The organism is Pseudomonas putida, from assembly GCF_025905425.1.
GTDB lineage: Bacteria > Pseudomonadota > Gammaproteobacteria > Pseudomonadales > Pseudomonadaceae > Aquipseudomonas > Aquipseudomonas putida_AF.
This window is the reverse complement of the sequence record NZ_CP109603.1, coordinates 1,439,926-1,462,181: the sequence shown is the minus strand read 5'-3', so window position 1 is coordinate 1,462,181 and position 22,256 is coordinate 1,439,926. Positions and strand designations below refer to the sequence as shown.

Here is a 22,256-nt window from a genome sequence, read left to right as displayed (position 1 = left end):
TGCAATGCCTTGCTATCACTCGACAAAAGAGCCTCGCTTATGACGACTTCTGCCGCCACCTTGGCCTCCTCCACCGCGCCCGCCGACCCGCCGCAAGGGTTTCTCGTCCGCATCGTCGGCGCCGCTGCCTTCGCCCATTTGCTCAACGACCTGATCCAGGCCGTGCTGCCGTCGATCTACCCGTTGCTCAAGAGCGACTTCTCACTGAGCTTCGCGCAAATCGGCTGGATTGCCCTGGTCTACCAGGTCACCGCCTCGCTGCTGCAGCCCTGGGTTGGCCTGTACACCGACAAACACCCGCAACCCTACCTGTTGCCTGCCGGCATGCTGGTCACCCTGGTGGGCATCGGCCTGCTCGCCTTCGCGGACAGCTACCAAATGCTGCTGGTGGCCGCTGCCGTGGTCGGTGTCGGTTCAGCGACCTTCCACCCTGAAGCCTCCCGCGTGGCCAGGATGGCATCCGGCGGACGCTTCGGCACGGCGCAGTCGACGTTCCAGGTCGGTGGCAACACCGGCTCGGCCATCGGCCCCTTGCTGACCGCGGCCATCGTCATCCCACACGGCCAGTCCGCCATTGCTTGGTTCATGCTGGCCGCCGCACTGGCCGTGTGTGTGCTGCTGCGCGTCACCGGCTGGAGCATCCGCCACGGCCAGACCCAGCTCAAGCGCTTTGCCGGCCAACAGGCACCCGGGCTGTCACGCGGCGCCATGTGGCGCGCGGTGGGCGTGATCGCGCTGCTGATGTTCGCCAAGTTCGTCTATATCGCCTCGTTCACCAATTACTTCACCTTCTACCTCATCGAGCATTTCGGCCTGAGCGTGCAGCAAAGCCAGCTTTACCTGTTCGTGTTCCTCGCCGCCGTGGCCCTGGGCACCTTCGCCGGTGGCCCGGTCGGGGATCGCATCGGGCGCAAGGCGGTGATCTGGGTCTCGTTCCTCGGCGTTGCGCCCTTCGCCCTCGCCCTGCCGTACGCCAACCTGGCCTGGACAGCGGTGCTGGCAGTTGCCATCGGCCTGGTGATGTCCTCGGCTTTCGCAGCGCTGGTGGTGTATGCCCAGGAAGCGGTGCCAGGTCGAGTCGGCATGGTCTCGGGGGTGATGTTCGGCCTGATGTTCGGCATCAGCGGCATTGGTGCCGCTGGGCTCGGAGAGCTGGCGGACCTGCATGGCATCGAATGGGTCTACCAGGCGATCTCGTTCCTGCCGCTGCTGGGGCTGGCCACGGCGCTGCTGCCGGCGACCCGCTCGAAAGCCCGCCCCGCCACCTGCTGCTAAAATGGCCGCGCTAGCCTGCGTTGGCACGAGGTCGTGATGGTCAAACCGTTGAATGAAATGCTGGTGGAGGTGGATCAGTGGACCTGGGAGGTGGGTAGCCGTGCGACCGACTACCCGCCAGACTGGTTCATCGCGCCGCACTCACATGCCAAGCATCAACTGATCTATGCCATCAAAGGTTTGATGATCGTCGAATCCGACTGCGAGCGCTGGACGGTGCCACCCAGCCGCGGCATCTGGATGCCTTGCGGCCAGGTGCACGCCATCCGCTGTGTGGGCGACGTGAAGATGCGCAGCGTGTTCGTGCGCACGGATGCCGCGGCAAACCTGCCGCTGCAGAGCAAGGCCATCAGTATTTCGCCCTTGCTCACCGAGTTGATCAAGGCGTCCGTGGGCTTCATCGCGCCGTTCGCCGAAGACTCACGCGAAGCCAGGATCATGCGCCTGATCCTCGACGAGATCTGCGTGCTGCCAACCTTGCCGCTGAAGTTGTCGCAGCCCAGCGACAAGCGCCTGCAGACCATCTGCGCGACCCTGCAAGCACGGCCCGACGACCCCTCGACCGTCGCCGACTGGGGCATCCACCTGGGGGTGGACGAGAAGACCATCCAGCGCCTGTTCCGCAAGGAGACCGGCATGACCTTCGGCCAATGGCGCCAGCAGGCGCGGCTGATGCAAGCGCTGGAGCGGATCGCCCTGGGCGAGCGCATCATCGATGTCGCCGGCACGCTCGGCTACGACAGCCCGAGCGCTTTCGCCAGCATGTTCAAGCGCCAGTTCGGCACCACACCGAGCCAGTTCTTCAAGTAGCGGGTGCTCAGCGTTGAGCAGCCAGCGCCTCGGCAGAAGGCACCTTGAAGCCGCTGGCGAAGGTTGGCGCGACATCCAGCCGTTGGCTCATCAGGCCGTGAGCCTGGTAGAAGTCGGCGGTTTCCTGTTGCTCGGCGATGGTCTTGGCGTCGATGGCCTGCCAGCGCAGTTGACGGCGCTCGAACTGCAGGCGCGCGGCGTCTTCAGGGAAGCCGATGATAGCTGCGAGGGTTTTCGAATAGCTGTCCAGGTGTTGATAGGCCCACACCTGGGCGCCGGCCAGACGCGCAAGGTAGTCCTGCAGCGCGGCGCGCCGTGGCGCATCCTCCAGCGCTTTGTCGGTGGCCGCGAGGAAGCTGTTGCCGCTGGACAGGCCACGCCCATTGACCAGCACCCGGCCCTGCCCGCTCACCTGCGAGAGTGCCGTGTAGGGCTCCCAGGTCGACCAGGCGTCCACCGAGCCATTGGCCAAGGCGATCTTGGCATCGACCGGGCCAAGGAAGCGGAACTCGACGTCTTTTTCCGTCAGGCCGACCTGGTCCAGCGCCTTGAGCGCCAGGTGGTGGCCAATCGACCCTCGCCCCGTGGCGATGCGCTTGCCCTTGAGGTCGGCGGCACTGCTGAACGGGGCGTCCGGGTTCACCAGCAGCGCGGTGCCGTACGGGTCTGACTTGTCGACGGCAACGGCCTTGACCGGCGCCCCCGAGGCGAGCACAAACAGCAACGGTGCATCACCGATGATGCCCGCGTCGATCGCCCCGGCATTCAGTGCCTCGGCCAAGGGCGCAGCAGCGGGGAACTCGGCCCACTGAATGTCGTATGGCAGGTCACGCAAGGCATCGGCGGCCTCTAGCTGAGCACGCATGTTGCCTTTCTGGTCACCGATACGCAGGGTCAGGCGGTCGGCGGCCAATGCCTGGGTCGCCAGCAACGTGCTGGCGGCGATGATCAAGAGTCGGGATCGAATGGACATCCACTGCTCCTCGCAGGTCCTGGAAAACCACGACTGTAGCGGCTGCCAATCAATAAATAAAAGTGATTTTAGTAATAACCTAATATGCAAACCAAAGAGCTCGCGACCTACTGCTAGCCCCTCGACACCTGGCGCAACAGCCCACCTGCATCACTCAAGCCCGCAACCGGTGTACAGTAACCCCACAACAATGCCCGTCAAGGAGCCCGGCGATGACCGTGACGCTGTCCCCCCTGCAGATCGACTGCGATTTCGATTCCGGCAACATCCAGGTCCTGGATGCCAGCAACCCTGCCCAGGTACACCTGGCCATCCGGCCAGACTCCAACAGCGGCCACTTCCAGTGGTTTCACTTCAAGGTCAGCGGGCTCACGCCTGGGCAGGCCCATCGCTTCAGCCTGGATAATGCCTTCGAATCCTCCTACCAGAACGCCTGGGCCGGGTACAACGCCGTGGCCTCCTACGACCAGCAAACCTGGTTCCGCGTACCCAGCCAGTTCGATGGCAAAGCCTTGTCATTCGAAGTGAAGGCTGAAAAGGATCAGATCTGGTTCGCCTACTTCGAGCCCTACCCTCGCGCCCGCCACAACCAACTGATCGAGCGTGCAAGGCAAATCCCCGGTGTCGAGCTGCTGGCCAACGGCCGTAGCGTGCAGGGGCGCGACATCCCCTTGCTGCGGGCCGGTAATGGCGCACCCGGCAAGCGCAAACTATGGCTGATCGCCCAGCAGCATCCGGGCGAACACATGGCCGAGTGGTTCATGGAAGGCGTGATCGACTGCCTGCAAGCCAACGAAGAGGAGGTGCGGCAACTGCTGGAAAAAGCCGACCTGTACCTGATCCCCAACATGAACCCGGACGGCGCCTTCCTCGGGCATCTGCGCACCAACTTCAAGGGCAAGGACCTCAACCGCGCCTGGCAGGACGCCAGCGTCGAATTCAGCCCAGAGGTGTTCTTTGCCCAGGCGCAGATGAAACAACATGGGGTGGATGCGTTCATCGATGTGCATGGGGATGAAGAAATCCCGCATGTGTTCACGGCAGCATGTGAAGGCAATCCGGGCTACACGCCCCGCTTGGCCAAACTGGAAGCGCAATTCCGTAGCACGCTGTGCGGCGTAACGCGGGACTTCCAGACGGTGCATGGCTACACGCGCGATGAACCAGGGCAGGCGAACACGACCTTGGCCTGCAATGCCGTGGGCATGGCCCATGACTGCCTGTCACTGACGCTGGAGATGCCGTTCAAGGACCATGACGATGCGCCTGATCCGGTTGCCGGATGGTCGGGGGCGCGGTCGAAGGCACTGGCGGGGGCGGTGCTGGAGACGTTGCTGAATATGGTTGACGATCTGCGTTGATCTTCTAGGCCTCTTCGCGGGCAAGCCCGCTCCCACAGGTGAGCCGCTTGTCTGCCACAGGTGAACCACTTTTCTGCAGCCAGTGGTTCACCTGTGGGAGCGGGCTTGCCCGCGAAGAGGCCGGCACAGAACAACGCTAGAACTGCACATCCAACGTCACATTGTCGGTATAGGTCGCCGCCGGCGGTGTGGCCTGGTCGGTGTAGACCTTGGCGTTGTAGTTGAACACCTGGCTGCCCGCGCCGGTCCCCGCCCCAGGGTTGATATCGGCATCACTGCTCGACCGCCGGGCACCGGTGACCGAGCCCCAGCGCACCGCACTGGCGCTCTTGAAGATATCGTAGGCCAGGTAGTTGTTGGCTGCGGACTTCATTCTGCGCCGCCCGCCCGACACGTTCTGCCCGTCATCCAGCCCCACCGTGTAGCTGGTGCCTTTGGTACAAATAAGGCTCACCCCCTGGTTCACCGTGGCGAATCCGGACACCACCGGTGCACTGCCGAAGCTGATAGTGGGTGTGGTGATCTGGCAGTCGTTGCTTACCGTCAAGCTGACCGTGAGGGGCTGAGTGCCGGCGCTGTTGTCTTTGCCAATGCACAAACCGCCAATGCCTATCCCTTCGCAGTAGTTCCAGGCCCAGCTGACGCTCAGCGTCTCCTCGTAAAGCCCCGCCGCGACGTTACTGTTGATTTGCGTACGCATGTAAATCGGCACCGCCTTGGGCGTACCGTTGAGCAGCCCCAGCAGGTCGAGGATACCGTTACGGGCGAAGTCGTAAGCCACGCCACGGGTAATCGGGTAGTTGGTGCTGCTGTCGGCATACAGCGTGTAGGGAATGACGTCACCGGTGGGGCCGACCAAACCACCGGTGGCCGGCAGAATAGTTGCTTTGAAGGTATCGCCGGTACCGAGCACGTTGAGCACCGAGCCGTTGCATTGCAACCCCGAATTGCTGCTGGAGGCGGTCTGTACCGTGCTGCGCACCAGGGTCGAGCTGATGGTGCCAAACGCCGCGGGCGAGGTTGGCACCGACGTGCACTTGGCCCACACCGTACCTGCCGGCAGCAGCAACGCGCACGCCCACAACCCTCGCTGCCAGGCCCTCATCGGCACACCAACGGGCCAATCAAGGGGACCGAGCCCGTGCCTTCGGGCAAGTCGAATTCGACCTGGCAATGCCCGCCGCCTTCCAGCTCCACCTGCAAGCGGTTGTGCGGCGACAGGTTCTCCAGGTACACCAGCCCATCCCAGCCGACGACCGCCAGGCTGCCGCTTTGCTCATGGGTCACGCGGCTGCCGAGCTTGATCACCTGCTGGTTGCCATCCACCAGTTCGATGCTCGCCGCCAGCACCCGCTTGAGTGGGAACTCCAGCAGGTAGCCGCTGCCCCGGCGCACCGCCACGCGTTGTTCCACCTCCGGCGCCAGGATGTCGGGCGGCAGGTCCATCGGGTCGATTTCATACTTGCCCCGGTAGTAGCCGCTGCTGTACGGCACCAGCAGGTGGCCGCCGCTGTCGGTGCGGCCGATCTGCTGGTTCTCGTAGCGCACCGGCACATCGGCATAGCCGTTGGTACTGACCACCACGAAGGCGTCGTCGATGCGGTTGGCCGCGAACACCCCGGCGTCCATCCACACCAGCGAGCCGCTGGCGTCTGCCCAACGGGTCATCGCGCCACTGCTGCCATACACACCGGCCTGCAACTGCACCGACTGCAGGCGCCAGGTGACATCGGCCTGGCGATAGACATCGCGGTTGCCACCGGTGGCGTAACCCAGGTTGTAACCCACACCACCACCCACCGGCACCGCACGGCTGTAGTTGACCCGCTGCAGGTCCTCGCCTTCCTTGCTGCGCTCCGCACTCAACGCCAGGGTGCCATTGAAGTCGAACGGCATGACCAGTTGCGCCTGCACGGCCCACTGGCTATCACCGACTTCGCGGTTGGCCGACAGGTAGATGCTGCTGTTGCCCCACAGCGATTTGCTCCAACTCAGGTTGATCAGGCGCGTGCGCGAATCGTCTGCGGCGCGTACATCGAAGTAGCCGGCACCGAGGCTGCCGTATTCGTTGAGGTTGAGGCTGACGGTGACTTGCTCGCTGCGTTGGCTCAACTGCATGTCGGGGCTGTCGACCCGCGACAGGTCGGCATAGTCGCCATGGCGCTGCAGGCGCTGGTAGCTGAAACCGATGCGCTGACTGTTGTACTGGTAGCCGAGCGCGACTTGATGGCCCTTCTCGCCCTCGAACTGGCTCTGCGCCAAGGCCGCATTGAGCACCCCGAAGTTGCCCACGCGCATGTTGCCACCCAGGCCGCCCAGCAACAGCGATTCGGCGGTTTCGACGTGGCTTTCGAGGGTAAAGCTGTCGCTGAGGCCGTAGCGCAGGCTACCCGAGGCGACGCCTGGGCCGTAGCTGAAATCGCGCACCGCATAGTCGCGGCGCAGGCTACCGGCAGCCACCGAAAAGTCCGACAGGCCTTTTTGCAGCAGGCTGCTGGTGACATAGAACGGCAGCGTAGTCGACACCTGCCGGCCAAGGGCGTCAGTGGTCACCACCACCGCCTCGCCGGCGCCGTTGATGAACGGCACGTTGGTCAGGGTGTAAGGGCCTGGCTGCAATTCGGTGGTGCTGGACTTGTAACCGTTGATAAACAAGTCGAGCGAGGTGGGTACGGCCGCTTCACCGGCGAAGGCGGGCAACGGATAGGTGACCAGGTCCGGGCGGGCAGCAAAGTCGCGCGACAGTTGCAGGCCGCCGACCCGCACCGAGCCGGTCCAGGGCAAGGCGCCGGTGACGAAATCACCGGCTTCATAGCTGAGCAGCCGTTGTTCATCGGTGAAGCGCCAGGTGCTGTCGTAACGCAGGAAACCCTGGCGCGTCTGGTCGGCCTGCGCGCCATTGAACGACTGGCGCCACTGACCGGTGCTGGAGAACGTACCCCAGCCGTCGAACAGGCGCAGTTCGTTCCAGGCTGCCAGGTAGGTGCCTCCCTCATCGGTATCGTTGAGGTACAGGTCGTAGTTGAACAAGACGCCGAAGCTGCTGCGCGCATCGCTGGCAGGGTACAGGTTGCGATCGCCGACCTGTTGGCCCGGCAGCCAGGCCGGTGGCACCTGCAGCAACAAGCGCTGGTTCTGGCTGTCGTAGTCGGTGTGCAGGCCTGGCACCTCATCCAGGGCCAGTTCGCCTTGGGGGTCACCCGGCAGGCTGATACCTGCAGCGCGCAGCACATCACTGCCCAGGTACAGGTGCCCGGCCCGTTGCTGCACGGGGACCAGCTCAGCCTTGGGCATCTGGTTCACCATCAGGTCGAGGTACAGCGTGGCGTCGGCGTTGACGGACATCTCCGTGGGCGGCGGCGGCAAGTCGTCGGCCAGCACCAGGCCGGGGCCGAACAGGGCCAGCCCCAGGCACCAGCGGCGCGTCGTCGCCGACAGCCATTTCACACACGGTTTCCAACCATTGCCGGGTCCTCCCTGGCCCCTGCCCTTCATTCAGCCGCCGACTCATTGGCCTTGGCGGATGGCATCCGCCGCATTCTGGCCATTGACCCGCCCCTTGAGCACACTGCCGGCGCTCGGCGCCAGCGGCGCAGGCCAACGCATGCTGGCACCGGGCAGCACATAGCCCAGCAGGCCTTCGGCCAACGGTTTGCTCTGGCTGCCCTGCTGCACCACCATATCGGTCAGGCGCGCGTGCACCGGGCCGGTGTTGCGCAGCTCCACATAGGGCTTGCCCTGCACCGTCACCGCGCGCCAGCTCAGTTGCGGCTTGCCCACGCCCTCGGCGTTGCGCTTGCCTTCAGGGTCAGCCTTGCCCCACAACCCTTCGCCGTAGACGAACAGCGGCACCGAATAGCGCATCTGCAGGCGGATTGCGGCGGTGGCGCCCTGGCTGGCGCTGTCTGCCGGTATCGCGGGGGGGATTTCGTCGATGATGATGCGGTAGGCCTGTTCTTGGCCGGCGGGCGAGCTGCCGGTGCGCGTCAGGCGGATCAACTGCTTTTGCCCAGGGGCGATGTTGGCCACGGGCGGGCTGCCAATGATGTCGCGCTGCGGCTGAAACTGCTCCTGGTAATCCCCCTGGCGCCAGGCGAACACCCGCACTTGCAGGTTTGCCGGGGCGCTGCCACGGTTTTCCAGCCACAGTGCGCCGGCCTTCTGGTCGGCCTCCAGTACTGGGTCAATCGGCCAGATCAGCACCGAGGTGGCGGCCCCCGCCGGCAGGCTTGCCAGCAGCAACAACCCGATCAATCCACGCGCCCACTTCGCGCCTGCCCCCATGCCACTCTCCTTAGATTGATGTCATTTGTGCTGGCGGTATCACCAGGTCACCGTCACTTGCACTACATCGGTGTAGGTGCCTGCCGGCAGTGTGCCGGTCAACTGAACGCGGCCGTACACCGGTAATTTGATGGCCGTGGGGTCGGTGTAGCTGACCGCCACGCTCTGGCCGATGCCGAAGGCCTGGCTGTAGGCCGCATCGCGGTACAACTGGTAGGCCAGCACGTGCGTGCTCCCCGTACGTTTGAGGTTGCGGACACCGCTGGCGTTGTTCTGGCCGCCGTCCAGGCTCATGCTCAGCGCCACGCCCGGGGTGCACTGGAAGGTCACGGTGGCGCCCCCTAGCGAGGTGCTCAGGGTGCCGCTGGCCAGCGCGGACTGGGTGCCAAAGTCGAGCACGCCGTAGTTGGTCACGCCACCGACCACCAGGCATCCGGCGACGATCTGCGCAGCCACCTGGAAGGTACTGGTGGGCACCGCGCCCAGCGGCGTAGCCAGCAGCACACCGATACCCGTGAGGCCACCTGCGAGCCAACCGCGCATGGCTCAGAACGTCAGCTCGACCGCCACGGTGTCGGTGTACACCCCCGCCGGCAGGCCCGCCTTGCCCCGTGCCTGACCGTACAGGTTGACGCTCTGGGCCACGCCGGTACTGGTCGGCAAGGTGATGGTGGCGTCGATGACCAGTACCTGGGTGCGCCCGGTATCGGTGTAGAAGTCATACGGTACGAAGTTGCCGGCACCGTCGGCGAGTGCGCGTGTACCCCCGCTCGACTGGCCATCGTGGCTACCGGCCCGCACGCGGATCGCCGGGATGCTGCCCGCCGAGCACAGGATGCTCAGGGCGCTACCCGTGCCGCCTAGCACTTGAGCATTGGCGCTACTGAACAGGGCATCCTGGGTACCGAAGTTGAGGGTACCGAAGTTCAACCCTGAGCTCGCGGAACTGCCGTTGACCTGGCAGGCCGCGATCAGTGTCAGCGTCGAGGTGATGTTGCCGGTCACCGTGGCCGCCTGGGCCTGGGAGGCCAAGGCCAGGCCGAGGCCGGCGAGGATGCAGTGGGTGAGGTTCGTTCGCATCGGAGTCTCCTTGCGTGGTTACCAGTCCAGGGTCACTCTCAGGGTGTCGCGGTACAGCCCGGCAGGCAGCGCGCGCGGTTGCGCCACTACCACGCCGTAGATCGGAATCGGAATCTGCTGGGTGCTGCTGATGGTAAAGGCACGCGCCTGACCGATGCCGTAGCGGCTGTTGCCACCCGGGTCCACCGCCAGTTGATAAGGGATCAGTTCGCGGCCGTTGCTCAGGCGCCGCACACCGTCACCGCCATTCAGGCCACCGTTGATCCGCACATTGAAGGCCCGGACCTCGGGCGTACAACTGATCTGCAAGCTGCCCTCCCCGGCCACTTCGTCGACCCGGCTGCGCAGCGGCTGATCCCAGCTCGGGCCACGTTCGCCGAAGTCCATCAGGCCAGGGTTGCCCAGGGTCGCGGGCTGATCGGTGCCGCTGCTGATCTGGCAGGCCGCACTGATCACCAGCCGTGCCTGGATGAACCCGCTGGTGGTGCCATGGGCCGCCCCCCCGGGCAACAGCAGCGGGCCGAGCGTAAGCAGCAGGATCGAGGTGCGGTTCATGGCGTCGCGTCCTTGTGCATGGGTGTCCTTACCAGGTGACCGTGATCTTGAGCAGGTCGCCATACAGGCCTGCCTGAGGTACCCAGGCCAACGTGTCGATACGGGCGTACAACGGGAGTTCGATGGAACCGCTGCTCGGTACCCGCGCCGAGTGCGCAACATCGACCGCCAGCGGTTCGCGCCAGGCGGCGTCACGGTACAAGCGGTAAGGAATGGGCCGGGCTGTGGCGTCTTCGCTGGCCAAAAATCGCAGTTCACCTGCGCCGCCGTGCTGGCCGCCATCGACCCGCACCTGATAAGGCGTGTCGGGGTTGCATTCCAGGCGTGGCGGCCGCTGGCTGAACAGTGCACCGCTCAAAGGCGCGCCTGGGCCATCCAGCCGCGCAGCACTGCCCAGGTCGATCCGACCCAGCGCTTGTGCCCCGGCATCCGGCGTTTGGTTGACCAGCAGGCAGCCGCGCTGCACCAGCACCCGCACTTCAACGAGAAAGTCCGTGGCTACGGCACTGCCGCTAAACAACAGGCCCAACAACGCGGCCAAAAAGCGTTCCGTCACTTGATAATCCTTGTCGCTGTGTGCTGACCTGAGCGTAGCAGCGAGGTGGAATAACAGTGATGGCCTCAAGCCATTTTTTTGTATTAGCAATAAAGCGATAGCACGTACTTCAAGCCACGCCGACAGTTGCCAGGAAAAAATCTTCAACGTCAGCGAACCCCTCGTCGCACAGTGCCTCAAATGGCCATGAGCCGGCAAATCAGCCGACATTCTGGTACGGTGCAGACCAACCATCGTCCTGCACCAGACACAAGCGGCACACATGGACAGGCAGGACAGGAGCGTTTTCATTGATGACTGCAGACAAGCCACTCGCCGAGGCCTTAGAGCGCTGTGCCCAGGAGCCGATCCAGGTGCCTGGCAGCATTCAGCCCCACGGGTTTCTGCTGGTGCTGGATGAAACGGACCTGCATATCCTCCAGGCCAGCGAAAACGCCGAGCACTGGCTGGGCCTGCCAGCCACAGAACTGCTGGGCTGCCCATTTGCCGGCCTGGTCAGCGACACCTTCGACATGCGCGCGCACCTTGCGCGCCTGCCTGACGACGAGGGCTTTCCTTTTCATATCGGCGACGTGCGCCTGCGCCATGGCGCCCCCTGCAGTGACAGGCTGCGGGTGCTGGCCCACCGTCACGACCAGGTGCTGATCATCGAGTTCGAGCCCGTGCGCGTGCCTGCGGACCTTGCGGAACAAGGCGACTACTACCCGCTGGTGCGCAGCTTTGTCGGCAGCCTGCACCTGGCTGCCAGCCTTGAAGAGCTGCTGCAGCAGTCGGTGGAACAACTCAAGCGCATTACCGGGTTCGGCCGGGTCAAGGCGTACCGCTTCGATAGCGAAGGTAATGGTCAAGTGCTGGCCGAAGTGGCCGACCCAAGCTACCCCAGCTACCTGGGCCTGTGCTTCCCCGCCTCGGACATCCCGCGCCAGGCACGCGAGCTGTATCGGGTCAACCGTATCCGCGTGATCGAAGACGCCAACTACCAGCCCTCCAAGCTGCTGCCCGCCACCAACCCTCGCACCGGCAAGGCGCTGGACATGAGCTTCGCTGCACTGCGCAGCGTGTCGCCGGTGCACCTGCAATACATGCGCAACATGGGCACCCTGGCGTCAATGTCGCTGTCGATTGTGGTCGACGGGCAGCTGTGGGGGCTGGTGTCCTGCCACCACGCTCAACCGCGCCCGGTAGACCTGCGCACCCGCACCGCCTGCGAACTGCTGGCCAGCGTGTTGTCGCTGCAGATCGAATCGCGTGAGTCCCACGCCAGCACGCGCACATTGCTCGACCTGCGCCAGCACATCGTGCGATTGATCTCGTCGATGGCCGACCGCGACAGCGTCAGTGACGGCCTGCTCGACCTGCCCGACGTCCTGCTGCAGTTCGCCGGCGCCAGCGGCGCCGCGGTAATCTCGGCCGACCGCTGCGACCTGATCGGCAAGACACCACCGCAAGCGCAAGTCACGGCGCTGGTCCATTGGCTGGCCCGACGCGGTGAAGACACGGTGTTCCACAGCGACAACGTACGCCGCGACATCGACGAGCTGCCCGAACTGGCAGCCCATGTGGGTGGTGTGCTGGCGGTGGCTATCTCACAAATTCATTCGCACTACCTGCTGTGGTTCCGCCCAGAACACGTGCGCACCGTGAACTGGGCCGGGCAGCCGAGCAAACAGGTCGGCCCACAGGGCCAGCTGGACCCGCGGCACAGCTTCGAGCGCTGGCAGGAGGAGGTGCGCGGTTTTTGCCAGCCGTGGGACCCGTTGATCGTTGAAGGCGTGCTAGAGCTGCGCGCTGCCGTGCTCGGCATCGTCCTGCGCAAGGCCGAGGAGCTGGCGCAACTGGCCGGCGAACTGCGCCGCTCGAACAAGGAACTGGAGGCTTTCTCCTACAGTGTGTCCCACGACCTGCGTGCGCCCTTGCGGCATATCGCCGGTTACACCGAGCTGCTTGGCGAGATCGAGGGCCAAGGCTTGAGCGAGCGCGGCCGGCGCTTTTTGCAGCATATTGGCGAAGCCGCGCATTTTGCCGGCAGCCTGGTAGACAACCTGTTGAACTTCTCGCAAATGGGCCGCTCGGCCCTGCGCCTGTCGGATGTCGACCTCAATGCCTTGGTCGACGCCATTCGCACCGAGCTGGCACCGGACTACCAGGGCCGCGACATCGTCTGGGACATCGCCCCTTTGCCCAAGGTGATGGCCGACCCTGCATTCCTCAACCTGGCACTGCAAAACCTGATCAGCAATGCCATCAAGTACACCCGCGGCCGCGACCCCGCACGCATCACGATCCGCGCCCAGGAACACCAGGGCGAAGTCGAGGTGTGCATCCGCGACAACGGCGTGGGGTTCGACATGGCCTACGCCAACAAGCTGTTCGGCGTGTTCCAGCGCCTGCACCGCATGGAAGATTTCGAAGGCACCGGGATCGGCCTGGCAAGCGTGCGGCGTATCATAGAGCGCCATGACGGCCGCGTCTGGGCCGAAGGCCAGATCGACCAGGGCGCCAGTTTTCATTTCACCCTCCCGCGCCCCGCCGCGACTACATGAGGCCCCTGTACCATCATGCTCAAACCCATCCTGCTGGTAGAAGACAACCCCCGGGACCTGGAGCTGACGCTGCTGGCTCTGGAGCGCAGCCAGTTGGCCAACGAAGTCATCGTGCTGCGTGACGGCGCCGATGCGCTGGACTATCTGTTGCGCCGCAATGCCTATGCCGAACGCGACGGTGGCAACCCCGCCGTGCTGTTGCTGGACTTGAAATTGCCCAAGGTCGATGGCCTGGAAGTACTCAAGGCAGTACGCGCCACCCCTGACCTGCGCAGCATCCCGACGGTGATGCTGACGTCGTCGCGGGAGGAGCCCGACCTGCTGCGCGCCTACGAACTGGGGGTTAATGCCTACGTGGTCAAACCCGTGGAATTCAAGGAATTCGTCGCCGCCATCTCCGACCTGGGGGTATTCTGGGCCGTGCTCAACGAACCGCCACCCGGCTCGCTGCGTCTGACCCGCCGCGGCAGCAACTGAGGGCCACCGCCAAGATGCTGCCAACGCCGCTGAAACTGCTGATGGTCGAAGACAGCTCGATGGACGCCGAGCTGACCTTGCTGCGCCTGGAGCGCAGTGGGCTGCACGTCCAGTCGCACCTGGTGTTCGACCATGTCGGTGTCGAACACGCCCTGCGTGAGGCTCACTACGACCTGATCCTTTGCGACTGCGTGCTGCCCGGCTCGTCCGGTACCGACGTGCTGGCCATTGCCCAGCGCCTGGCGCCGGACACCCCGTTCATCTTCCTTTCCGGTATCTACGGCGAAGAGCACGCAGTGGAGATGATCCGCCTGGGTGCCACCGATTATGTACTGAAGAAAAACCTGCCACTGCTGCCCAAGGCCGTGCGCCGGGCGCTGACCGAAGTGCAGGAACGCCAGCGCAGGCGTCGCGCCGAAGAAGCGCTGGCAGATGTGGAAGCGCGCGCCCGCATCGCCATCGACGCCGCCGGCATGGGCACCTGGGACCTGCGCCCACAGGAAGGCCTGCTGCTGTGGGACGACCGCTGCAAGACCTTGTTCGGGCTGCCCACCAGCACCGAGATGACCCTGGACGTGTTCTTTGCCGGCATCTACCCCGAAGACCTGGCCATGGTCCACGACGCCGTGCAGCATGCCATGCGCCCCGAGAGCGACGGCCACTACCGGGTCGAGTTCCGTATCGCGCAACCCAACGGCCTGGAGCCCCGCTGGCTGCTCAGCAGCGGCCAGAGCCAGTTCGTCGATGGCCAATGCGTGCGCTTTTCCGGCGTACTGCAGGACATTCATGCCCAGCGCCAGGCGACCCAGGCCCTCAAGCAACTCAACGAGATGCTCGGTGAACGGGTCGAGCGCCGTACCCGTGAACGCGACCGCGCCTGGGAGCTGTCACAGGACTTGCTGGCGGTGCTGAACAAAGACCTGACCCCGGTTGCGCTCAACCCGGCCTGGGAAGCCAGCCTGGGCTTTTCTCGCGAGCGGCTGAGCCAGACCTCGCTGCTGCACCTGCTACCCGAGCCTGATCAGGCGCTGTTGCTCACCGAACTGGCCGCCCTCGCCCATGGCCGTACCAGCGCGCGCTTTGTCGGGCGCATCCTGCATGCCGGCGGTCAACAGCGCTGGCTGTCCTGGGTGGTGGTACCGGAGGACACCCTGTTGTATGTGGTGGCCCGCGACATCACCAGCGAGCGTGAGGCCGCGCTGGGGCTGGCCGAGGCCAACACCCGCCTGCGTGAACAAATCACCGAACGCGAACGTATCGAGGCAGCGCTGCAACAGATGCAGCGCCTGGAAGCGGTCGGCCAGCTGACCGCTGGTGTGGCTCACGACTTCAACAACCTGCTGACGGTCATCCTGACCGGTGCCAGCTTCCTTGAACGCGACCTCAACAAGGCCGACCTGGACAAAGCGCGCACGCGCCTCACGCACATCCGCGAAGCCGGCGAACGCGGTGCCAAGCTGACTTCGCAGCTATTGGCGTTCTCCCGCCGCCAACGCCTGGAACCGGTGCCACTGAACCTGAACCGGACCCTGGCCGGCCTTGAGGAGCTGCTGCGCCGCACCCTTGGCGGTAACGTTTCGGTGCGCCTGGACCTGGACCAGCACCTGTGGCAGGCACTGACCGATCCGACCCAGACCGAGATGATCATCCTCAACCTGGCGATCAATGCCCGCGATGCCATGCCGGACGGTGGCCAACTGACCCTCTACACCCGCAACACCCACATCGAGGCCCGCCCGCAGCGCCCGGAAGACCCTGACCCTGGCGAGTACGTGATGCTGAGCATCCGCGATACCGGCTGCGGCATGAGCGAAGACGTGTTGGCCAAAGTGTTCGAGCCGTTTTTCACCACCAAGGACATCGGCAAGGGCTCGGGGCTTGGCCTGGCCCAGGTGTTTGGCTTTGCCAAGCAGTCGGGCGGCGGCGTGCGTATCGATACCGAGCCTGGGCGCGGCACCCAGGTGGCGGTGTACCTGCCCGCGGTAAAGGGTGACGAGCAGAGCGAGCCGGTGGCGCACGTGGCTGGCCAGCCGATCGGCGACAATGGCCACAACCACACGGTGCTGCTGGTAGATGACGACCATCTGGTTCGCGACATGCTCGGCGATGTGCTGCGCCAGTATGGCTATCAGGTACGCCAGGCGCACAGTGGCGAGCAGGCCCTGGCGTTACTCGACGACGGCATTGACCTGCTGCTGACCGACTTCGCCATGCCCGAATTCAACGGCGCGCAATTGGCCTTGGCCGCTCGCGAGCGGCACCCGCGGTTGCCGGTGGTATTTCTGACGGGTTACGCAGAACTGGAAGGGCTGGAGTTGCCGGGTAGCCTGGTGATTCAGAAGCCGGTGCAGGCTGATGAACTGGCGCGGGTGCTGGGTGACTTGTTGGGCGCCCAGGTGTAGTTCCACTCGCCGGCTTGCCGGCGACGGGGTTACAAACGGCAGAAACGACAAAACTCAGCGCTTATCTTGCTAAGCACCGAGTAGAAATAAGTGTTTGATTCAGAAAATGGCAGGGGCGGCTGGATTCGAACCAACGCATGGCAGGATCAAAACCTGCTGCCTTACCGCTTGGCGACGCCCCTGTATCGGATGCAGCTAATGCTGCCCTGACAATTCCAACTGTGTGACAACTGGGTTGTTGTCTTGGAATGCGCGGCACTTTAACAACATTATTTGCGTCTGTGAACCCCCCGATGTAAAAAAAATGCTTTAAAACAGCAAGTTAGTCCCTTCCCCCGGGCAAGGCCGCAGCGCCAACCGGAACGTAAAGGCTGAATGCCAGCCGACCTATCTCGTCAGGCGATCATTGCCCCCTGCTTTCTCTATTGGTCAAAATGGCGCCCCTCGCGCAAGCTGCGCCCTGCACCGCCATCGACCAAGGAGCTATCGATTTGCCTGCCTGGATCCCTACCCCGCTGCGTCAGCTCGGCCAGCGCCTGCGCGCAAGCACTGCCCCCGAGAGCGAATTGCTGGCCTGGTTCGAAGACAAGGCCAGCAGCCGTGGCTATCAGCTCAGTGACGGCCAGCGCCAGGTCATCCAGTGCATGGCCGAGCAATTGGCGCAGCTTGATCAGGGGCAACCGCGCAGCCTGTACCTGTACGGCTCGGTCGGCCGTGGCAAAAGCTGGCTGCTCGACGGTTTTTTCCAGGCCGTACCGGTAGAGGCCAAGCGGCGCCTGCACTTCCATGATTTCTTTGCCCGCCTGCACCAGGGCATGCACCGCCACCGGGCGCTGGACGACGCGCTGGGGGCAACCCTGGACGAGTTGCTGGGCCAGTGCCGGGTACTGTGTTTCGACGAATTCCATGTGCATGACATTGGTGATGCCATGCTGCTCACCCGGCTGTTCACCGCGCTGTTCGAGCGTGGGGTATTCCTGTTGGTGACGTCGAACTACGCACCTGAAGGGCTGCTGCCCAACCCGCTGTACCACGAACGCTTTCTGCCGGTGATCCGCCTGATCAAGGGGCGGATGCAAGTACTGGAAGTTGGCGGCGACACTGACTTTCGCAGCCTGCCGGCCAACCGCGAGCACCAGCGGTTCACCCAGGGGCACTATGTGTGGCCCGGCACTGCCCAGCAACGACAGGCGCTGAATGTACCGAGTGCGCAGCCGACCACCCTGGACATCAATAAACGCAGCCTGCGCGCACTGGCCCATGAGGGCCGGCAGTTAATGTTCGCCTTCGATGACCTGTGCGAGCAGCCAACCGCTGTGATTGATTACCTGGCGCTGGCGGCGCATTACGATACGTGGATCATCGATGGGCTGGACGACTTGTCGGAATGTTCGCTGGCGGCGCAACAGCGGTTCGTGAACCTGGTGGATGTGCTGTATGACCAGGACAAACAGGTGACAGTGATCGGGCGACGGCCGCTGGACGAGAGCCTGGGCGGGGCGATTGCCGACCTGATGCGCACCCGCAGCCGGTTGGGGCAGTTGCATCAGGTGGGGCCTGAGTACGTTATTGGCTGAACTGGCGCATTCGCGGGGCAAGCCCGCTCCCACAGAACCTGAAAACCGAGGGATTCCCGTGGGAGCGGGCATGCCCCGCGAAAGGGCCATCAATGCCACCCAATCAACCCGCCCGTGGCAGGTCCGCCAACACCGCCTCGATCTCCCCCAGCACCGCCGGATCATCCAAGGTCGACGGCGGCACATAATCCTGCCCATCGGCAATCTTGCGCAGCACCGCCCGCAGAATTTTCCCCGACCGGGTCTTGGGCAACCGCTTGACCAACCGCACCCGGTTGAAACACGCCAGCGCGCCGATTTCCTCGCGCACACTGCCCACCAGGTCCACCAGCAGCTGCGATTCGGCAATGCCCTCGCCATCCTTGAGCACCACCAGTGCCAGCGGTACCTGGCCCTTGATATCGTCATGCACGCCGATGACCGCGCACTCGGCCACCGCCCGGTGACGCGCCACCAGGTCCTCCATCTCACCGGTGGACAGGCGATGCCCGGAAACGTTGATCACATCATCCGTGCGCCCCATGATGTAGACGAAGCCGTCATCGTCCAGGTAGCCACCATCGCCGGTGTGGTAATAGCCGGGGTAGGTGCGCAGGTACGCCTGCAGGTAGCGCTCGTGATCCCCCCACAGCGTCTGGCTGCAACCAGGCGGCAACGGCAGCGCGATCACAATCGAACCCTGGTGGTTCGGCCCCAGCAAATGGCCGTCATCGTCCAGCACACGCACGTTGTACCCCGGCACTGCACGGTTGCTTGAACCCGGTCGCGCCGCGCTACCCTCCAGCCCGACGCAGGGCGCAGTGACCGGCCAGCCGGTCTCGGTCTGCCACCAATGATCGTGCACCGGCTTGCCGCTGACCCGCTCCAGCCATTCATGGGTACTCGAATCGAGTTTTTCCCCGGCCAGGAACACCTGACGCAGCGAGCTCAGGTCGTGCCCTTTGATCCGCTCACCGTCCGGGTCTTCCTTGCGGATCGCACGCATGGCGGTCGGCGCGCAGAACAACGCGTTAACCTTGTACTGCTCGACCACGCGCCAGTAGGCGGAGGCGTCTGGGGTGCGTATCGGCTTGCCTTCGTAAAACACGGTGGTGCAGCCACTCATCAACGGCCCGTAGACGATCAGCGAATGGCCGACCACCCAGCCCACGTCGGAAATACCCCACCACACATCGCCTGCCTGCATGCCATAGATGTGGCGCATGGCATAGCACAGGGCGACCGCGTTGCCGCCGTTTTCACGCACGATGCCCTTGGGCTTTCCGGTGGTGCCGGAGGTGTACATGATGTACAGCGGGTCACCGGCATCCAGCTCGACAGGGGCGACCGGCTCGGCCGTTGCCAGCGCCTGCAGCCAGTCCAGGTCACGGCCTGGCTGCAGTTGGGCGCGGGCCTGGGGCCGTTGCAGTACCAGCACATTGCGGGGCTGGTGACGGGCCAGTTGCAGGGCGCGATCGACCAACGGCTTGTATTCGATCACCCGGTCGAATTCCAAGCCACAGGAGGCAGTAAGCAGCAACGTGGGCCGGGCATCATCGATGCGCAAGGCCAGCTCGTTGGCGGCAAAACCGCCAAACACCACCGAATGCACCGCGCCAATCCGCGCGCACGCCAGCATGGCCATGGCGGCCTGAGGCACCATGGGCATGTAGATGATCACCCCGTCCCCTTGGCTCACCCCCAACTGCCGCAGCAGGCCCGCCAGGCGTGCCACCTCATCGCGCAATTGGCGGTAGGTGTACGTCTGTTGCTGACCGGTCACAGGCGAGTCATAGATCAGCGCCAACTGCTCGCCACGGCCCTGCTCGATCTGGTGGTCGAGGGCCAGGTGGCAGCTGTTCAGGCGGCCGTCGGCAAACCAGCGGTGGGTGCCGTCAGGGTTTTCCTGCAGGGTCAGGGAAGGTTTGCGATGCCAGGCCAGGTGCGCGGCCTGTTCGGCCCAGAAAGCGGCAGGGTCGGCGATGGAATGGGCGTAGCTGTGCTGATAAGTCATGTCGAAGAGAACCCGGTACTTGTTGTTATTGAAGGGCGAAACTTGAGTATGGACCGCCACGCCGGGCCCGCCATGGGACTAAAGTCACAACCGACCTGCAAATTTGCAGACAACGCGAATACGCCCCATAACAGTGCAAATTCTCTAGAATAGGCCTCCCCTTCAGCCACAGAGCAGCCCATGGATATCGATCAGGCCCGTACCTTTCTGGAAATCGTGCGCTGCGGCAGCCTGGTCGCCGCCGCCGAACGCCTGTTCGTGTCACAGACTGCGATCACAGCACGGGTGCAGCGCCTGGAACAGCAACTGGGCTGTCAGCTGTTCGTGCGCAGCCGCAACGGCGCCAGCTTGACCAGCGATGGCGAGGCCTTCGTCAGTTATGCCAACCAGCTGGTGCAGACCTGGGAAGCGGCGCGCCGTGACCTGCCGCTGCCCGAAGGTTGCCAGCAAGTGCTGCATGTTGGCGGCGAAGTGAGCCTGGGTAACCCGATGATGCTCGACTGGGTCAGTGCGCTGCACCGGGAGCTGCCCAGCCATGCCATCCGCAGCGAGGTGAGCGATGGCGAATCGCTGCTGCGCAAGGTCGAAATGGGCCTGCTGGACGCTGCGCTGGTCTATCAGCCGACCTACGGCCCAGGCTTGCAGGTGGAGCAGTTGATGGAGGAGAAGCTGATCCGCGTGCGCCGGGTCGACCAACCAGATCCGTACATCTACATCGACTGGGGAGAGGCATTCCGCCGCCAGCACGACGCTGCCCTGCCCGACTGCGCACGCCCGGCACTGAGTTTCAACCTCGGCCCGCTCGCCCTGCAGTTCATCCTCGACCAAGGCGGCAGTGGCTACTTCCGCACCCGCGTGGTGCAGGCCTACCTAGACAACGGTGTCTTCGAGCGGGTGCCCCAGGCGCCGGAATTCACCTACCCGACGTTCCTGGTGTACCCACGCAAGCGCGACAGCGAAGCGCTGCAACAGGCGTTCGCGATACTGCGCCGGCTGGTGGCCGCCGGCGCCAGCGATTGGTCACAGCGCTGGGACCCGGTTATCTGAGGCGTTGCCAGCGGCACTGAGCAACTGGCGCTTGAGCCCAGCGATCAGGTCGGTCTGGGTGATCACCCCGACCAGCTTGCCACTGTCGAGCACCGGCAGGCAGTGCAACCCTTGTTCACACAGCAGTGGCAACAGGCGCTCCAGCGGGTGCTGACTGCCGACACTGATCACCCGTCGGCTCATCACCTGCTCCATGCGCACCGCCTTGCGCCGCAACAGGCCGCGCCAACGGAACTGCCCCCGCTGCATGGCCGGCCCGACCAAGTCGCTGAGGCTGACGATGCCCACCAGCTTGCCGTTTTGCAGCACCGGCAGGGTTTTCAGGTGATGGCTGGCCAGCATTTTCCACGCCTGCTCCAGGGTGGTGTCCGGTGACGCGAACTGCACATCGCGGGACATCACGGATGCCGCGGTGATACCGCCAAGGCTGCGTTGCAGGGCATGCTGTTCGGTGGCAAGGATGATGCGTTCCAGTTCGTCGCGGGTGACATCGACGAACTCGCCCAATTCTTCAAGCGCCTGGTCCAGGTCGGCGCCGCTGACCCCGACACGCTCGCTGGGCAGCGGGTCATGGGTGTGATGCAACTCTTTGCGTGGGGCAACGCCCTTGGGGTAGCGCACGCCGGTCAGGCGGTTGTAGATCACCGCCACCGCCACCAGGATCAACGCATTGAGCAGCACCGGCTCCAGCAAATGATCACCCAGCGCCGTCAGCCCCGAGTCGGCCAGCACCGCGCTCACCGCTACACCACCGCCTGGCGGGTGCAGGCAGCGCAGCAGGCACATCACCAGCACCGAGATCGCCAGGGCCGCAGCAGCCACCCACAGCTCAGGCCCGAAGCCCTGACGCATGGCCAGGCCGACGGCACCCGCCACGGCGTAACTGCCCAGCACGGGCCAAGGCTGGGCCAAAGGCCCCGAATGCACGGCAAACACCAGCACTGCCGAGGCAGCCAAGGGGCCCAGAAGATGCAAGGCGATGCCAGGGCCGTAGGCCATGCTGGTGAGCCAGCCGGCCAGGAACAGGCCGAGCAAGGCACCCGCTCCAGCACGCAGCCATTCTTTGGGGGGAATATTCAGGGGCGCGGGCAACAGCCGCTGCAGACGACTTTCGGAACGCGAGGCAGGCATGTGAATAATCGAAATCGTGGTTTTACTGTTTAAAAAGAAAGCCCAGCCGAGCTGGCCTGGGCCCTGTATTGCCAAAGCAATAACGCAAGGGGCTCCGTCCGTGGAGAGATGGAAACTGGGAAGTTTCGTGAGGGGATTGTGCCGGGCCGGGTTGGCGAGGGCCAATTCAAAAAAATGCCGCTGTACTGCAAT

Annotated in this window: 18 protein-coding genes and 1 tRNA gene; 8 read left to right on the top strand and 11 right to left on the bottom strand. The window is 64.3% G+C overall.

Annotated elements, in window-relative coordinates:
* Positions 1–39: 39 nt before the first annotated feature.
* Positions 40–1,275, top strand: coding sequence for an MFS transporter (locus OGV19_RS06580; protein WP_264312630.1), 1,236 nt, complete (start codon positions 40–42; stop codon positions 1,273–1,275).
* Between the two features lie 36 nt (positions 1,276–1,311).
* Positions 1,312–2,085 (top strand): AraC family transcriptional regulator, encoded by a 774-nt coding sequence (locus OGV19_RS06575; protein ID WP_264312629.1) that lies wholly within the window; start codon positions 1,312–1,314, stop codon positions 2,083–2,085.
* A 7-nt stretch (positions 2,086–2,092) separates the two neighbouring features.
* Here OGV19_RS06575 and OGV19_RS06570 read toward each other — a convergent pair whose 3' ends face one another.
* Positions 2,093–3,058 (bottom strand): ABC transporter substrate-binding protein, encoded by a 966-nt coding sequence (locus OGV19_RS06570; RefSeq protein ID WP_264312628.1) that lies wholly within the window; start codon positions 3,056–3,058, stop codon positions 2,093–2,095.
* Between the two features lie 212 nt (positions 3,059–3,270).
* Here OGV19_RS06570 and OGV19_RS06565 point away from each other — a divergent pair, with 212 nt between their 5' ends.
* Positions 3,271–4,419, top strand: a complete 1,149-nt coding sequence (locus tag OGV19_RS06565; protein ID WP_264312627.1) for a M14 family metallopeptidase — start codon at positions 3,271–3,273, stop codon at positions 4,417–4,419.
* A 136-nt stretch (positions 4,420–4,555) separates the two neighbouring features.
* On the opposite strand, the gene OGV19_RS06560 is transcribed toward OGV19_RS06565, so the two are convergent.
* The 7 genes from OGV19_RS06560 to OGV19_RS06530 all read right to left on the bottom strand — a co-directional run bounded on the left by OGV19_RS06560 (position 4,556) and on the right by OGV19_RS06530 (position 10,894).
* On the bottom strand, positions 4,556–5,524 hold the full coding sequence (locus tag OGV19_RS06560) for a Csu type fimbrial protein (protein WP_264312626.1): 969 nt from the start codon (positions 5,522–5,524) through the stop codon (positions 4,556–4,558).
* A complete protein-coding gene (locus OGV19_RS06555; RefSeq protein WP_264313897.1) occupies positions 5,521–7,764 on the bottom strand; it encodes a fimbria/pilus outer membrane usher protein in 2,244 nt (747 codons plus the stop codon). Before OGV19_RS06555 ends, OGV19_RS06560 begins: the two co-directional genes overlap by 4 nt.
* A gap of 162 nt (positions 7,765–7,926) precedes the next feature.
* The gene (locus tag OGV19_RS06550; RefSeq protein ID WP_264312625.1) at positions 7,927–8,703 is read right to left on the bottom strand and encodes a fimbrial biogenesis chaperone; all 777 of its coding nucleotides are present in this window, start codon (positions 8,701–8,703) and stop codon (positions 7,927–7,929) included.
* Between the two features lie 39 nt (positions 8,704–8,742).
* Positions 8,743–9,246, bottom strand: coding sequence for a Csu type fimbrial protein (locus tag OGV19_RS06545; protein ID WP_264312624.1), 504 nt, complete (start codon positions 9,244–9,246; stop codon positions 8,743–8,745).
* A 3-nt stretch (positions 9,247–9,249) separates the two neighbouring features.
* Positions 9,250–9,783 carry a Csu type fimbrial protein gene (locus OGV19_RS06540; RefSeq protein WP_264312623.1) on the bottom strand — a complete coding sequence of 178 codons (534 nt, stop codon included), beginning with the start codon at positions 9,781–9,783 and terminating at the stop codon, positions 9,250–9,252.
* Positions 9,784–9,801: 18 nt separating this feature from the next.
* Positions 9,802–10,338, bottom strand: coding sequence for a Csu type fimbrial protein (locus OGV19_RS06535; protein WP_264312622.1), 537 nt, complete (start codon positions 10,336–10,338; stop codon positions 9,802–9,804).
* 28 nt (positions 10,339–10,366) lie between these two features.
* Positions 10,367–10,894 carry a Csu type fimbrial protein gene (locus tag OGV19_RS06530; protein ID WP_264312621.1) on the bottom strand — a complete coding sequence of 176 codons (528 nt, stop codon included), beginning with the start codon at positions 10,892–10,894 and terminating at the stop codon, positions 10,367–10,369.
* Positions 10,895–11,187: 293 nt separating this feature from the next.
* Here OGV19_RS06530 and OGV19_RS06525 point away from each other — a divergent pair, with 293 nt between their 5' ends.
* From OGV19_RS06525 to OGV19_RS06515, 3 genes are read left to right on the top strand one after another with little or no spacing between them, the layout of a single operon-like run.
* Positions 11,188–13,437 (top strand): ATP-binding protein, encoded by a 2,250-nt coding sequence (locus OGV19_RS06525; RefSeq protein WP_264312620.1) that lies wholly within the window; start codon positions 11,188–11,190, stop codon positions 13,435–13,437.
* Positions 13,438–13,452: 15 nt separating this feature from the next.
* Positions 13,453–13,914, top strand: coding sequence for a response regulator (locus tag OGV19_RS06520; RefSeq protein ID WP_264312619.1), 462 nt, complete (start codon positions 13,453–13,455; stop codon positions 13,912–13,914).
* 14 nt (positions 13,915–13,928) lie between these two features.
* Positions 13,929–16,316, top strand: a complete 2,388-nt coding sequence (locus OGV19_RS06515) for a PAS domain-containing hybrid sensor histidine kinase/response regulator (protein ID WP_264312618.1) — start codon at positions 13,929–13,931, stop codon at positions 16,314–16,316.
* Between the two features lie 107 nt (positions 16,317–16,423).
* On the opposite strand, the gene OGV19_RS06510 is transcribed toward OGV19_RS06515, so the two are convergent.
* Positions 16,424–16,498, bottom strand: a tRNA-Gln gene (locus tag OGV19_RS06510).
* Positions 16,499–16,807: 309 nt separating this feature from the next.
* Between OGV19_RS06510 and zapE the strand changes: the two genes are divergently transcribed.
* Complete coding sequence (gene zapE / locus OGV19_RS06505) at positions 16,808–17,893, top strand: cell division protein ZapE (RefSeq protein WP_264312617.1); 1,086 nt, start codon at positions 16,808–16,810, stop codon at positions 17,891–17,893.
* A 103-nt stretch (positions 17,894–17,996) separates the two neighbouring features.
* On the opposite strand, the gene OGV19_RS06500 is transcribed toward zapE, so the two are convergent.
* The gene (locus tag OGV19_RS06500; protein ID WP_264312616.1) at positions 17,997–19,886 is read right to left on the bottom strand and encodes a propionyl-CoA synthetase; all 1,890 of its coding nucleotides are present in this window, start codon (positions 19,884–19,886) and stop codon (positions 17,997–17,999) included.
* 180 nt (positions 19,887–20,066) lie between these two features.
* On the opposite strand from OGV19_RS06500, the gene OGV19_RS06495 reads away from it, so the two are divergent.
* The gene (locus OGV19_RS06495) at positions 20,067–20,933 is read left to right on the top strand and encodes a LysR family transcriptional regulator (RefSeq protein ID WP_264312615.1); all 867 of its coding nucleotides are present in this window, start codon (positions 20,067–20,069) and stop codon (positions 20,931–20,933) included.
* Here the strand turns inward: OGV19_RS06495 and OGV19_RS06490 are convergent.
* A complete protein-coding gene (locus OGV19_RS06490) occupies positions 20,907–22,064 on the bottom strand; it encodes an HPP family protein (RefSeq protein ID WP_264312614.1) in 1,158 nt (385 codons plus the stop codon). The two genes, OGV19_RS06495 and OGV19_RS06490, sit on opposite strands and share 27 nt — an antisense overlap.
* Between the last annotated feature and the right edge of the window lie 192 nt (positions 22,065–22,256).

What these genes read in the sequence shown, in the direction of transcription:
- OGV19_RS06525 (WP_264312620.1), top strand. Translation starts at nt 11,188, where the DNA reads ATGACTGCAGACAAGCCACTCGCCGAGGCCTTAGAGCGCTGTGCCCAG.
- OGV19_RS06515 (WP_264312618.1), top strand. Translation starts at nt 13,929, where the DNA reads ATGCTGCCAACGCCGCTGAAACTGCTGATGGTCGAAGACAGCTCGATG.
- OGV19_RS06580 (WP_264312630.1), top strand. Translation starts at nt 40, where the DNA reads ATGACGACTTCTGCCGCCACCTTGGCCTCCTCCACCGCGCCCGCCGAC.
- OGV19_RS06565 (WP_264312627.1), top strand. Translation starts at nt 3,271, where the DNA reads ATGACCGTGACGCTGTCCCCCCTGCAGATCGACTGCGATTTCGATTCC.
- OGV19_RS06520 (WP_264312619.1), top strand. Translation starts at nt 13,453, where the DNA reads ATGCTCAAACCCATCCTGCTGGTAGAAGACAACCCCCGGGACCTGGAG.
- OGV19_RS06500 (WP_264312616.1), bottom strand. Translation starts at nt 19,886, where the DNA reads ATGACTTATCAGCACAGCTACGCCCATTCCATCGCCGACCCTGCCGCT.
- OGV19_RS06560 (WP_264312626.1), bottom strand. Translation starts at nt 5,524, where the DNA reads ATGAGGGCCTGGCAGCGAGGGTTGTGGGCGTGCGCGTTGCTGCTGCCG.
- OGV19_RS06540 (WP_264312623.1), bottom strand. Translation starts at nt 9,783, where the DNA reads ATGCGAACGAACCTCACCCACTGCATCCTCGCCGGCCTCGGCCTGGCC.
- OGV19_RS06555 (WP_264313897.1), bottom strand. Translation starts at nt 7,764, where the DNA reads ATGTCCGTCAACGCCGACGCCACGCTGTACCTCGACCTGATGGTGAAC.
- OGV19_RS06535 (WP_264312622.1), bottom strand. Translation starts at nt 10,338, where the DNA reads ATGAACCGCACCTCGATCCTGCTGCTTACGCTCGGCCCGCTGCTGTTG.
- OGV19_RS06550 (WP_264312625.1), bottom strand. Translation starts at nt 8,703, where the DNA reads ATGGGGGCAGGCGCGAAGTGGGCGCGTGGATTGATCGGGTTGTTGCTG.
- OGV19_RS06545 (WP_264312624.1), bottom strand. Translation starts at nt 9,246, where the DNA reads ATGCGCGGTTGGCTCGCAGGTGGCCTCACGGGTATCGGTGTGCTGCTG.
- OGV19_RS06495 (WP_264312615.1), top strand. Translation starts at nt 20,067, where the DNA reads ATGGATATCGATCAGGCCCGTACCTTTCTGGAAATCGTGCGCTGCGGC.
- OGV19_RS06490 (WP_264312614.1), bottom strand. Translation starts at nt 22,064, where the DNA reads ATGCCTGCCTCGCGTTCCGAAAGTCGTCTGCAGCGGCTGTTGCCCGCG.
- OGV19_RS06570 (WP_264312628.1), bottom strand. Translation starts at nt 3,058, where the DNA reads ATGTCCATTCGATCCCGACTCTTGATCATCGCCGCCAGCACGTTGCTG.
- OGV19_RS06575 (WP_264312629.1), top strand. Translation starts at nt 1,312, where the DNA reads ATGGTCAAACCGTTGAATGAAATGCTGGTGGAGGTGGATCAGTGGACC.